Source organism: Neobacillus sp. 204, assembly GCF_046562815.1.
Lineage (GTDB): Bacteria > Bacillota > Bacilli > Bacillales > Cytobacillaceae > Neobacillus.
This window is the reverse complement of sequence record NZ_JBJORY010000002.1, coordinates 467,670-480,650: the sequence shown is the minus strand read 5'-3', so window position 1 is coordinate 480,650 and position 12,981 is coordinate 467,670. Positions and strand designations below refer to the sequence as shown.

At 38.3% G+C, this 12,981-nt stretch carries 10 protein-coding genes and 1 tRNA gene; 7 read left to right on the top strand and 4 right to left on the bottom strand.

Annotated features, from left to right (window positions below; all coding sequences use genetic code 11):
• The 7 genes from ACJ004_RS06435 to melA all read left to right on the top strand — a co-directional run bounded on the left by ACJ004_RS06435 (position 1) and on the right by melA (position 8,953).
• Entirely contained in the window at positions 1–1,242 is a 1,242-nt protein-coding gene (locus tag ACJ004_RS06435) for a glutamate-5-semialdehyde dehydrogenase (protein ID WP_410891909.1), read from the top strand.
• A gap of 156 nt (positions 1,243–1,398) precedes the next feature.
• Positions 1,399–3,690, top strand: coding sequence for an ATP-dependent DNA helicase (locus ACJ004_RS06430; protein WP_410891907.1), 2,292 nt, complete (start codon positions 1,399–1,401; stop codon positions 3,688–3,690).
• Positions 3,691–4,130: 440 nt separating this feature from the next.
• Positions 4,131–4,385, top strand: a complete 255-nt coding sequence (locus ACJ004_RS06425) for a FeoA family protein (RefSeq protein WP_410891905.1) — start codon at positions 4,131–4,133, stop codon at positions 4,383–4,385.
• Positions 4,375–5,094, top strand: a complete 720-nt coding sequence (locus ACJ004_RS06420) for a FeoB small GTPase domain-containing protein (RefSeq protein WP_410891903.1) — start codon at positions 4,375–4,377, stop codon at positions 5,092–5,094. The genes ACJ004_RS06425 and ACJ004_RS06420 overlap by 11 nt, the downstream gene beginning before the upstream one ends.
• A complete protein-coding gene (locus ACJ004_RS06415) occupies positions 5,069–6,442 on the top strand; it encodes a nucleoside recognition domain-containing protein (RefSeq protein WP_410891901.1) in 1,374 nt (457 codons plus the stop codon). Before ACJ004_RS06420 ends, ACJ004_RS06415 begins: the two co-directional genes overlap by 26 nt.
• A 201-nt stretch (positions 6,443–6,643) precedes the next feature.
• Positions 6,644–7,546, top strand: coding sequence for a fumarylacetoacetate hydrolase family protein (locus tag ACJ004_RS06410; RefSeq protein WP_410891899.1), 903 nt, complete (start codon positions 6,644–6,646; stop codon positions 7,544–7,546).
• Between the two features lie 78 nt (positions 7,547–7,624).
• A complete protein-coding gene (gene melA / locus ACJ004_RS06405; protein ID WP_410891897.1) occupies positions 7,625–8,953 on the top strand; it encodes an alpha-glucosidase/alpha-galactosidase in 1,329 nt (442 codons plus the stop codon).
• A gap of 132 nt (positions 8,954–9,085) precedes the next feature.
• Here the strand turns inward: melA and ACJ004_RS06400 are convergent.
• From ACJ004_RS06400 to ACJ004_RS06385, 4 genes are all read right to left on the bottom strand, one after another.
• A tRNA-OTHER gene (locus ACJ004_RS06400) sits at positions 9,086–9,171 on the bottom strand.
• A gap of 51 nt (positions 9,172–9,222) precedes the next feature.
• Positions 9,223–10,308, bottom strand: a complete 1,086-nt coding sequence (locus ACJ004_RS06395; protein ID WP_410891895.1) for a Ger(x)C family spore germination protein — start codon at positions 10,306–10,308, stop codon at positions 9,223–9,225.
• On the bottom strand, positions 10,301–11,380 hold the full coding sequence (locus tag ACJ004_RS06390; RefSeq protein ID WP_410892134.1) for a GerAB/ArcD/ProY family transporter: 1,080 nt from the start codon (positions 11,378–11,380) through the stop codon (positions 10,301–10,303). Before ACJ004_RS06390 ends, ACJ004_RS06395 begins: the two co-directional genes overlap by 8 nt.
• Positions 11,381–11,405: 25 nt before the next feature.
• Positions 11,406–12,902: a spore germination protein gene (locus tag ACJ004_RS06385; protein WP_410891894.1), complete on the bottom strand. Its 1,497-nt coding sequence runs from the start codon at positions 12,900–12,902 to the stop codon at positions 11,406–11,408.
• Positions 12,903–12,981: the final 79 nt, after the last annotated feature.

The window sequence follows — 12,981 nt, the reverse complement described above, 5'->3', positions numbered from 1 at the left end:
ATGAGTGAATTAGTAGAAAAAGCTAGTAAATTAAAGCAAGCTGCCAAACAATTGGGAATGCTTTCAGCAGAGGAAAAGAACAAGGCGTTGTTGATAATAGCAGACCATTTATTAAATGAAAAAGAATGGTTAATCGCTGAAAATGCCAAGGATATTGAAGCGGGAAAAGAAAATGGGTTATCCGTTTCACTGTTGGATCGCCTGCTTTTAACGGAGGAAAGAATCGAACAGATTGTCGATGGAGTTCGTCAGTTGATTGAATTGCAGGATCCAATTGGCGAAACCATCGAAGCATGGGAGCGTCCGAATGGGTTACAAATCGAAACCATCCGAGTCCCACTTGGCGTGATTGGAATGGTGTACGAAGCACGTCCCAATGTTACTGTGGATGCAGGAAGTCTATGTTTAAAAGCTGGAAATGCTGTTCTCCTAAGAGGGAGTTCATCGGCGATTCATTCCAATAAAGCGCTCGTTCATGTCATGCGCAAGGCACTGGCTCAAACCGCCATTCCTGCCGATGCTGTTCAACTTTTAGAAGACACGAGCCGTGAAACGGCGTCCGAAATGTTTAAGTTGAATCAATACCTCGATGTCCTCATCCCTCGAGGGGGGGCAGGGTTAATTCAATCCGTTATCCAAAATGCTACGGTTCCAGTCTTGGAGACAGGTGTAGGCAATTGTCATGTGTTTATTGATGAAACTGCCCAAGAAAACATGGCCATCGATATCGCGATTAATGCAAAATTACATCGTCCATCCGTATGTAATGCAGCCGAAAGCCTACTAATTCACAAAACATGGCCGCATGCAGCCGAAATTTTACATGCGCTTCATGACCAGGGAGTGGAACTGCGTGGGGATGAAGAATTAGCATCTGCCCATCCGTTTGTTAAGCAGGCAACGGAAGAAGATTGGTACAGTGAATTTTTAGCTCCGATAATGGCAGTAAAAATGGTGAGTGACGTAAAGGAAGCGATTGACCATATTGATCAATATGGAACAAAACATTCTGAGGCGATTATCAGTGAAAATCCTGACAACGTTCGTTTGTTCTTCCAGGCAATCGATGCCGCGGTATTATACCATAATGCCTCCACCCGATTTACGGATGGCGAGCAGTTTGGCTACGGGGCAGAAATCGGAATTAGTACACAAAAGCTTCATGCCCGCGGACCAATGGGACTCCGTGCACTAACCACGACCAAGGCGATTGTGCGAGGCTCTGGACAAATTCGCTCATAGTGTTTCCAAAACTAGAAAACAAGTAAGGGTGGTAGTCATCTTTACTTGTTTTTTCAATTCAGGGGTGAAGACTATCCAATCAAGAGGAAAATTTGCTATAATATAAAAAGCAAACATATATTCTCGTGATTGATTATTTAGTAAGTTGGTGGTCTAGTGTTTGACGCTATTTATATATCAGTAAGAACGCTCGTTGAACATGTATTTCGAAGCGGCAGTATTGATTCACGCTTCCGTTCACAATCAACGCTGCTAGATGGAACAAGGATTCATCAACTGATCCAGAAAACGTATCAAGAATCCGATCGAAAAGAAGTATACCTCCGGACTGAAATGAAAGTTAAGGATCTTTCCTTCATTATTGATGGAAGGTGTGATGGATTGTTGTTTCGTGATGACGTAGTGGTCATCGACGAAATTAAATCGTATTCCCAGCCATCAGAGCAGATCCAACAAGGAGGATATCCTGTCCACTGGGCACAAGCTAAGCTGTATGCCTATATGTATGCGAAGGAAAATGATTTAGAGAAAATCGCTGTTCAACTTACCTATGTTCAGGTTGATACACTTGAAAAGACATATTTTAAAGAAATCTGCTGCTTCACAGAACTCGAGGTCTTTCTTGGAAAGGTAATCGAGGACTATTCCCCTTATGCAAATCTTCTCCATGAACATCGAAGAAGCCGGAATGAAAGCTGTAAAGAGCTTGCCTTCCCATTTGATTCCTACCGTGCGGGACAACGGAAATTAGCTGGAGTGGTGTATAAGTCAATTTTAGATAAAAAAAATCTATTCGCTAAAGCCCCTACAGGAATAGGGAAGACGATATCGACACTCTTTCCTTCGGTAAAAGCAATCGGAGAAGGTCATTTGGACAAAGTATTCTACCTTACGGCTAAAACGATCACTCGTACAACAGCTGAAGAGGCTTTTAAGAAAATGCGTGCTTGCGGGCTTTGTATGAGTACCGTTACGATAACGGCTAAAGATAAAATTTGCTTAAAGGATGAAACCAATTGCCAAAAGGATTATTGTGAGTTCGCCAACGGCTATTATGATCGAATCAATGATGCGATTCTTGATATCTTAACGAATGAAGAGGGAATGACCCGAGAAGTAATTGAATTTTATGCAAAGAAACATACTGTCTGCCCGTTTGAATTTTCACTTGACCTTGCCTATGCAGTTGATTCCATCATCTGTGATTACAATTATGTTTTTGACCCGCGCGTTTCCTTAAAGCGTTTGTTTGAAGAACAAAAGAAGTCTACTGCTTTATTGGTTGACGAGGCCCACAATCTTGTGGACCGTGGCCGGGAGATGTTTTCATCCTCCCTAAACAAAGATATATTTGTGCAATTGAAAAAGGAATTTAAAGGTGTTAATAAATCCTTATTTGATGCGGCAAATAAGGTAAATGCATGGTTTCTGATATTGAAGAAAAAACATCAGGATAAACATGAGTTCACGCTTGATCATCTTGATGAAGAATTGATGGAACACCTGATGCAGTTTGTTGAAATCACAGAACAAGTTCTTCTCACGGAAACGTCCCAGACTCTTTTGGAAGCGTACTTTATGGTCAATAATTTTTTGAAAGTTACTGAATTACTCGATGAAGACTATGTCATTTATGTGGAAAAAGTGAAAAATGATTTTATTGTAAAGCTTTTTTGTATGGATCCTGCTAAGCTTCTCCAACAAATGGGAAAGGGATATCGATCCAAAATCTTTTTTTCAGCAACTCTTTCGCCTTTATCCTATTATCAAGATATTCTCGGTGGGCAGGAGGATGATTATGCGCTCTCGATCCCTTCGCCATTTTCCAGTGATCAGGTCGACGTCCATATCCATCCATTGTCCACTCGCTTCCGGGATCGAGACCGTACGAAGGAGTCCATCGTATCGGTCATTCAAACATTGATTAAAAGGCGGCCCGGGAATTACTTGATTTTTTTCCCATCCTATCAGTATTTACTGGCAGTTTATGATCAGTTCAAACAAAAAGACGAAGATACACATACGATCATCCAAGCAACAGGAATGACCGAAACAGAAAGAGAAGCCTTTCTGGAAGCCTTTCAGCCCAATCAATCAGAAACCTTACTGGGTTTTGCTGTCCTCGGCGGCATTTTTTCTGAGGGTGTCGATTTAATTGGCGATCGGTTAAACGGGGTGGTGGTTGTCGGTGTCGGCTTGCCGCAGCTTTGTTTTGAACGGAATCTCATTAAAGATCATTTTAATCAAAAAAACAAAAATGGTTATGACTATGCCTATGTGTATCCTGGCATGAATAAGGTACTTCAAGCAGGAGGGCGGTTAATTCGCTCGGAAGAAGATCATGGAACGATCGTATTAATCGATGATCGATTTTTACAGCGTCAGTATCAACAACTCCTTCCGCTTGAATGGAAGCTGTATACGGTTGGTTCTCCCCAAAAACATTGATGATAGGGAGAAACATTTAAAAACCCTTATGGAATCCTTTCCATAAGGGTTTTGTGGTTATTAAATAAAAAACTTTTTAGAAGAGGAAGATGCCTCCTGCTGAAAAGTAACGCTCCCACAACTCTGACAAATATTCGTGTTGACTACCTCGTAAGATCCTCCTGGAGGATTAAACATTTTACCCACCCCAATCAATATCTTTCTAAAAGACTGAATATTATAAAAATTAATTTTAGATTTCCATAATTTGATAAAAATTCAAGTGATACACATTATTTCACTAATAAAAAATGGGTGTTTTTCCTTTTTTTATCTAAAAGTCAAGTTTCCAACACACAAATAATATTTATTTTTGCAAAATAGGAGACATTTTTAGAATTTTTACATATAATTAAACAAAAGTTGCACACGGTAAAAACTTTGAAGGTGGGGAAAGAGAGATGGATAAACCTAATATTATTAAACTGGTGAATGGTCAAAAAGGAAATTTGATAAAAATAACTGATTTAAATCTTGAGGGTGTCATGAGAAGAAGATTATTAGATTTGGGGTTTGTGAACGGAGCGCTCGTAGAGGTTATCCGGAAAAGTCCATTGGGAGATCCAATTGCTTTTCGTGTCAGTCAAACAACTATCGCACTAAGAAGAGAAGAAAGTTCAAAAATAGAGGGGGAGCTGATAGCTAATGGGGACTGAATATAGAATCGCCTTAGCAGGAAATCCGAATACGGGGAAAAGCACCTTGTTCAACGCCTTAACCGGTCTTAGGCAGCATACAGGGAATTGGGCAGGTAAAACTGTTTCCATGGCACAGGGGAGTGTTGAATTTAAAGATAAAACTTTTCATTTTATTGACTTACCTGGAACCTATTCGCTTTTTTCGAATTCAACGGATGAAGAAGTTGCGCGAAATTATATTGTCTTTGAAAAACCAGATTTAACCATTGTCGTGCTTGATGCGACATCATTAGAGCGGAATTTCAATTTAGCTTTACAGGTATTAGAGATGACAACAAACGTTATTATTTGTATTAACTTAATTGATGTGGCAGAAGAACAAGGGATCCACATTAATGAGCGGATATTAACTAATCGCTTAGGGGTTCCAGTCATCAAAATTTCAGCTCGGAACAAAACAGGGTTTCCAATGCTCCTCGATACGATTGACCGGATTATAACGGGGGCCATTGAATGCAACCCAGTTCAAGTGTCCTATCCTGCTGAGATCGAAGACAAGATTAAAAAAATTGAACCTAAAGTCCGTGAATTTGTTGGAGATCAATTATCCGCTCGTTGGGTTTCTTTGAGATTGCTAGATGGAGACGAAACATTACTGAATGAAATTAGTAACCGATTGGTTGCAGGAGGTGGTATTGAGAATGAGTATTCAAAAGCTTTATGCTGAAGCTCAGGAGCTGTCGACACCAAAGCTGAGAGATGATATTGTTCAAAACCTTTACGATCGCAGTCAAAAATTGTGTCATGAAGGAATTTCCTATACAAAATCGAAAAGGGACACAAGGACGGAAAAACTGGACGCGATTTTTACTTCACCTATATTTGGTTTTCCCATCATGATCGCCTTGTTAGGAGTCCTATTTTATTTAACAATCGCTGGGGCAAATATCCCATCCTCCATGTTAGCTGAGTTTTTTGGTTTCTTAGAAGGGTATTTAACATCATTTTTTGGCTTCCTTCATGCTCCAGATTGGCTTCATGGAGTTCTTGTTCTCGGTTTATATAGGGGAACGACTTGGGTTATCAGCGTCATGCTACCGCCGATGGCCATCTTTTTTCCAACTTTTGCACTCCTTGAAAATTATGGTTATCTCCCACGCGTAGCGTTTAATATGGATCGTCTGTTTAAAAGGGTTGGGGCACATGGTAAGCAGTCGTTAACAATGGCCATGGGATTTGGCTGCAATGCTGCTGCTGTTATTTCAACAAGGATTATTGAATCGCCAAGAGAGCGGATGCTGGCCATCCTTACAAACAACTTTGTTCCATGTAATGGCCGGTGGGGAACCTTAATTGTTTTAGCTTCTTTATTCATGGCTGCCAATTTTACAGGTGGGGCAGCATCACTTGTTACCACAGGGGTCGTTGTCGGAATTGTATTATTTGGTATAGTGGTTACCTTTTTTGTTTCTTGGGTTCTGTCGAAAACGGCCCTTAAAGGAGTCCCAACTCACTACACATTAGAACTGCCGCCTTACCGTAAACCGAAGATATTTGATACCGTGATTCGTTCGTCTATATCTAAATCATGGTCGGTATTAATGCGTGCAGTCAAAGTTGCAGCACCTGCAGCAATCTTAACTTGGGTCATCGCTAATATTTACATTGGTGATACAAGTATTTTGATGTACATGGTTGAGTTCTTGGACCCATTTGGTAAAATGCTTGGTCTTGACGGTTACATCATGTTGGCATTTATTTTAGGGTTACCGGCTAACGAAATTGTACTTCCGATTCTTTTAATGGGTTATTTATCAACAGGTTCTTTAACCGAAGTTGATAGCATGGTAGATTTGAAGAAAATCTTTCTTGATCACGGTTGGACGTGGCTTACAGCTTTAAATATGATGCTGTTTTCGCTACTTCATTATCCGTGCGGCACGACCTTGCTTAATATTTATAAAGAAACAAAGAGTAAGAAATGGACCTTCCTTGCCTTTTTGATCCCGACGGTTATCGCGATTATTGTACCACTCATTATTACACAAACTGTGAGATATTTTGGCTTATTATAATTCAATGAACAAAGGGACTGACACATTTGGGTCAGTCCCTTTGTTACGTTCGATTTTCATTAGATAATAACAAATAGGGGTGTCCGAACTTATTAAGAAAAAACTAAATTTCCAAGAAGGGAAATGGTTAAGTTTTATTGAATTAAGAAACAAACTTTGAAAAGATTTTTAATTTTATAAGAAGTGGAGTGTTTGAAATCTATGAAGCTAGTAACAATATTTAAAAATGAAAAACCAACTTTAGGGGTTAAAACTGATAATGGTATTGTGGATATAGCTGCAGCACTATCAGCAACTTCGGGCACAAACATTCCAACGGGTATCATGGAAGTAATTGAAGCTGGTCCAACAGTAATTTCCCAATTAGAGTCATATCTAAATGAGCTAGACCTTGCTAATCCTGTCTATGTTATTAATGAAAAGGATGTACAATGGGGACCATGTGTGACAGAACCGAAGAAAATCATTTGTGTTGGCCTTAATTACCGCAAACATGCGGATGAGACGAATGCACCGTACCCAGAAGTGCCGATCCTATTTAACAAGTTTCATAATACAATTACGGCTCATAACCGTACGATTGCAGTTCCGAAAGTAACCGATAAGCTGGATTATGAAGTCGAGTTAGGGATTGTCATTGGCAAAACGGCAAAATATGTGACGATAGAGGAAGCGCTCGATCATGTATTTGGGTATTGTACGGTAAATGATCTATCTGCTAGAGACTTACAACTTCGTACCCATCAGTGGCTGCTTGGAAAAACATGTGATGATTTCAGTCCAATTGGTCCTTATTTAGTTACTGCAGATGAAGTAGGCGATCCTCAGAAATTGCAGTTAAAAACAATCGTTAATGGCGAAGTAAGACAAAACTCCAATACGTCCGATATGATTTTTACTTGTGCTGAAATAGTTAGCTACATATCTCAACATATGACATTGGTACCGGGCGACCTTATTTTAACAGGAACACCTGAAGGAGTTGTATTAGGACTACCTGAAGCTGAACAAGTGTATTTAAAACCTGGTGATGTGGTCACTGTAGAAATCGAGAAATTAGGTGCATTAACAAATCGCTTTGTGGAAGAAAAAAGGGTTCAATAGAAAGAAAAAATAACTAGAGGCAGTTCTTACGAAATAATTCTTCAAGAACTGCTTCCTTTGGTTTAGGAGGGAATAATAATGTCCAAAATTACGTTTTTAGGAGCTGGAAGTACGGTTTTTGCAAAAAATGTTCTTGGTGACTGTATGCTTGTCCCTGCACTTGAAGGCTTTGAATTTGCTTTATTTGATATTGACGAACAACGATTAAGAGATTCAGAGAGAATGCTCATTAATTTAAAAGAAAGTTTAAACAAAAAAATCGAGATAAAAGCATATTTAAATAGAAAGGAAGCGTTGAGAGACGCAAAATACGTGATTAATGCTATTCAAGTAGGCGGGTATAAACCTAGTACTGTCATTGATTTCGAAATTCCTAAAAAATATGGGTTACGACAAACAATCGCTGATACGATTGGCATTGGCGGGATTTTCCGGAATCTTAGAACTATTCCTGTGATGATTGAGTTTGCGCACGATATGGATGAAGTCTGCCCTGATGCACTTTTCTTAAATTATACAAATCCAATGGCTGTTCTTACTGGAGTTATGAACCGTTTCACGTCTATTAATACAGTGGGCTTATGCCACAGTGTCCAAGTGTGTACAAAAAATTTATTTAAAGCACTTGGGATGGATCCAGAAGGTGTTCAAGAAAAGATTGCAGGTATTAACCATATGGCATGGTTATTAGAAGTCAAGAGAAATGGTGAAGATTTATATCCTGAGATTAAGAGAAGAGCAAGAGAATTACAAAAGACGAAGCATAAGGACATGGTTAGATTTGAACTAATGGATAAGTTTGGATATTACGTTACAGAATCATCGGAACATAATGCCGAGTACCATCCCTATTTTATTAAATCAAGATACCCTGAACTGATTGAAAAGTATAATATTCCCCTTGATGAATACCTACGTCGATGTGAAAAGCAAATCAAGGACTGGGAAACGATGAGGGAGGACCTGGTCAATAATAAATCCTTGGTACATGTGCGTTCCAAAGAATATGGATCACGGATAATCGAAGCGATGGAGACCAATATCCCCTTCAAATTTGGGGGCAATGTTTTGAACACAGGAAGGCTGATTAGTAATCTGCCAGAGAAAGCTTGTGTAGAGGTACCATGTATTGCCGACAGAAGTGGAATTATTCCAACATACGTTGGTGACCTGCCGGAGCAGCTGGCCGCACTGAATCGAACCAATATTAATACACAGCTACTTACGATTGAGGCAGCGGTGACACGCAAGAAGGAATATATCTATCAGGCAGCGTTACTCGATCCACATACAGCTTCAGAACTATCGATTGATAACATTATATCCATGTGCGATGACTTAATCGAGGCACACGGAGATTGGCTGCCACAGTTTACTAGTCATGATTCTATCGTGGTAAAGTTATAAACGAGGGGCATGAAGTCAATGGACCCAAGCAAAGCTGTAAACATCGGAAACTAAATAAAAAGTATCCAAACAGAAAAAAGGTAAGTCAGTGATTTTTAACTGGCTTACCTTTTTTATTGGTCAATTTAGAAAGGGGCTTGGTGGGATTTGAACCCACAAGACACACTGCAGTCAACAAGAAGGACTACAGGTTGCTCTACCACTTGAGCTACAAGCCCTGATTTTATTTTAACCATGTTCCATTAAATTATCCGGTTCTTTTTAATAAATTAATCTACAGTCCCAGTTTGTTTGATATTCACCTTTACATGTACATGAACTTTTGCTGTTGGATAGAATCTCTTCCATTTTTTTTCATTAAAACTGCGATCATGCTCTCTATATCTTTCACCTAGACCTAAAGGGTCCACGCCATGTTTTTGAAACTTTTTGATCAGTTTTAATGAGTTTTCTTCTAATTGCTCGGCAATTTCTTTTTGGAGATATTTTTTATCCAATGCTACCCTTTTTTTCTTTGGAGATGTGAATTCTTGAAGCCTTGTTTTTATCTTAAGATTAATCGTAAATTCCGGTCGGCCTTTTTTTATTTTTACTTGATAATGTGCTTTTGAATGAAGATTATCTAGAACGGCCTTTTCACCATTTTCTAAAGTGAAACGCTGTAAGCCTTGTTTATATTTATCAACTAAACATTTAAAAGTGAATGCATCCTCCATAAAAATAGGAAAGACATATCGATCATCTTTTAATATCGCAATACCAATAATTTTAATATTTTCTTCTATCTGTTTGATTAATGGCAAGTAGGGATCCTGTCCATTTTGGTTAAATTGAAATAAATATGTTTGCAAATTTGATTCAGGAAGATTATCTGATTTCATGGATTGATCCAGCATTTCTTGTACAAACAACGAAACATTTTCTGTTTTGTATTTCTCTATTTTAAGTAGCTCACTGGCATCCCCATCGACGACAGCCATTTGAATAACACTGCCAATGGAAGGGTCACGGTTTAGGGTGTCAACCACATCAGTAATCCCTTTTTTTGCTAGTAATTTTCCAAATAGTGCAACCCGTAATTGACCGCTGACTAATGGATACCGTGACTCATTATTTACCTTGCTCCGCATTTCTTTACTCGTTTCAGCTATGGCTATTTTGACTTCCGTGGTAGAAGGCTGATCCTTCTTATAAATTGGATAGGTAACGGATCCTTTTATCATTTTCTTTCCTGCCCAATCATAACCTACACCCTGGGTCATGTTTATTTGATTGACGATATTGGTGGGTATCATAGAACAACCGGATAATAAGAAAATAATGACTAATAATCCTATTGTGTTTCGATTATCCATTTTGTTTACTCCTCTTTAGCAAAGTGAAAATAATCAGGAGGATTGGAATATATCCATAAAAGATCCATAAATTCATTTGGGTTACGTATTTATCCAGTGTTTCTTTCAATTGTTCGTTTATTAATTGTGATATAACCACACTAAGTAGGCTTAATATGATTAAAAAGTACTTTTGTTTCTTATTAAAAATTCTCTTTAAACCTCTGGTAGAACACCATAATAGAAGGGCAAGTAATGATGAAACAATGATGAGATACATTGATATATATAAGTACTCAAAGCGCTCCAAATAAGAAAGTCGAATAATTTTTATTAAAGATAATTCTGGCCAAATTGTTTCTTTTAACTGACTTTCACTATAAAACGTAAATGAAACAATCGCAGAAACCGTATAAAGTAGGGTAGTAAACAGGACAGCTAAGTGTGCGAATTTTTTTGAAGATTTAGCATCTCTAATAAATGGATAAAACATGAGTAACGCTTCTGTTCCAGCTAATGTATACATTGAGCTTTTCACTGCATCAAACATGTCCTTAATAGAATGATTCATGATTGGCAGCAAATTGGTAAAATGTGCTTCCCTTAATGGGAAAATATAAAGGACGATTAGTATAATTTGTGGAAAAATAAATGATAAAAAAGAAACACCGACTACATTCCGAAATCCTCCAGACACACAATAATAAACTAATCCTAGGATTAATGAACAAATGATCCATGAAGGTAAGGTAGGGAACATCCATACTTGAATAATCTCAATAAATCCCAGTAAGACTGAGACGCTTGCCAGCCAATAATAAATCATAATGATAAAGCTCAAAACACTTCCGAGAATGTTCCCAAACACCTTTGAATGGACATCAACAATATCATCATCCGCTTTTTCAAGCAGCTTATACATAATCCATATGAACACTTGAACGAACGACCCTGCCACGATAACACCAATCCATGCATCATAACCTGCTTTCGCAGCAATAGTCCTTTGGAATCCTAAAATACCAACTCCAACCTGTGAATTGTAAATAATAAAGAAAACTAAATAGGGAGAAACTTGATGCCTCTTATTCACTTGCAAATGAATACCCCTTTACGATTTATTCATAAAAATCGTTCACTGGTTCTGGGTTTTCTCGATTCCCAGTTGCTTTTCTTTTCTTTTGTGGTCTAAGGGAGGTCGGGTTTTCTTGCTGCTTTGAAAAAGGAAGTCTGAACCAAAGATCTTGAAATGATGTTGTTCGAATTGGGAACATGCTTAAGTAAGGACGTCCGAGAGACGTTAACCGTAATAAATGAACGATTGTAAATTGGTATCCTAAATACACCCCAAACAATCCAAACCATAGGGAAAGAAAAATAACTGGAAACTTAATAAACCGAACAGTGTTGCTAAATTTATAAACCGGCGCCGTATAGGAAGCTAAGGTACCGAGCCCTACTAAAATAAGCAATACATTACTAGTTAATCCCGCTTCAACCACTGCCTGTCCGATAACAATACCACCCACAACCCCAAGAGATTGTCCGATTTTATATGGTAACCGAATACCTGCCTCTTTTACCATTTCAATCATGATTTCTAATATTAAAGCCTCTAAAAAAGGAGGAAAGGGAACATTTACTCTTGAACCAACTAGAGTTTCGAGCAAAGGGGCAGGAATCAATTCATAATGATACGTCATGATCGCCACATACAATGGACTAGCAAAACAAGAAATGTACAAAGCAACAATGCGTAAGAGTCGAAAGAAATTTCCAATAATCCAGGAATAACTATAATCTTCCATCGCAATCAACGATTCAATTATGGTAACTGGAACAAGGACTAGATTTGGTGATCCATCCACTGCAATGATTATTTTGCCTTCCGTTAACCCTGCAGCCACACGATCGACTCGCTCAGTTGATATGGATTGAGGGAACAAGGAATTCGTATTGTCCTCTATCATTGAAGAAAGATAAGAACTGTCCTGGATATGGTCATACTGAACATCGTTTATTCTTTGAACAACCGTGTTCACATTTTCCGGATCAGCAATCCCATCCATATAGATAACTGCAACATTTGTTTTTGAGAGTTCGCCGACTTTCATTTCAATGACAAGCAGTTCAGGTACAGGTAATCTCTTTCTAATAAGATTAATATTGGTGTCTAATTCTTCAATAAAACCAACTTGTGGTCCAACAGCCGAGGATTCCATCATTGATATGCTAACATCACGGAATTTACTGTTAGCAATATTAATTAATAGACATTCTTCATCTTGTTCATCCTTTTGAAGAGCCAAGAATCCCCGCATTAGGTTTTGAATGATTTCCTTTGGTTCTTTAGTAAAAATAATTTCTTGGACAGGAATGATACTTTTTAATTCCTGTAATGATAGCTGCTCCTGCAAAAAAGGCAAAACATCCTGATGGAGGATGTCAGATGAAATCAGTGTCCGATAGTACGAAAGCCAAAAAGGAATCTCCTTTTTAATGGAAGTGTGCTCATGAACGAAGTCATTTGATTTAGATAGTCTTTGGAGCCAATTTTGATCTTCAGATTTTTGTGTGCCTGCTTCCTTGTCAGGTTGTTCTGCCTTAGGTGTCATTGGTATCCCTCAGAATATTTTTTCTCATTATTTGTAGAATAGGAATTTTTATGCAAATTATCCAATGTTCTTTTACAAA

Bases quoted from the DNA above. Each gene is read 5' to 3' on its own strand.
- ACJ004_RS06435 (WP_410891909.1), top strand. From the start codon at position 1: ATGAGTGAATTAGTAGAAAAAGCTAGTAAATTAAAGCAAGCTGCCAAA.
- ACJ004_RS06425 (WP_410891905.1), top strand. From the start codon at position 4,131: ATGGATAAACCTAATATTATTAAACTGGTGAATGGTCAAAAAGGAAAT.
- ACJ004_RS06420 (WP_410891903.1), top strand. From the start codon at position 4,375: ATGGGGACTGAATATAGAATCGCCTTAGCAGGAAATCCGAATACGGGG.
- ACJ004_RS06415 (WP_410891901.1), top strand. From the start codon at position 5,069: ATGAGTATTCAAAAGCTTTATGCTGAAGCTCAGGAGCTGTCGACACCA.
- ACJ004_RS06410 (WP_410891899.1), top strand. From the start codon at position 6,644: ATGAAGCTAGTAACAATATTTAAAAATGAAAAACCAACTTTAGGGGTT.
- melA (WP_410891897.1), top strand. From the start codon at position 7,625: ATGTCCAAAATTACGTTTTTAGGAGCTGGAAGTACGGTTTTTGCAAAA.
- ACJ004_RS06395 (WP_410891895.1), bottom strand. From the start codon at position 10,308: ATGGATAATCGAAACACAATAGGATTATTAGTCATTATTTTCTTATTA.
- ACJ004_RS06385 (WP_410891894.1), bottom strand. From the start codon at position 12,902: ATGACACCTAAGGCAGAACAACCTGACAAGGAAGCAGGCACACAAAAA.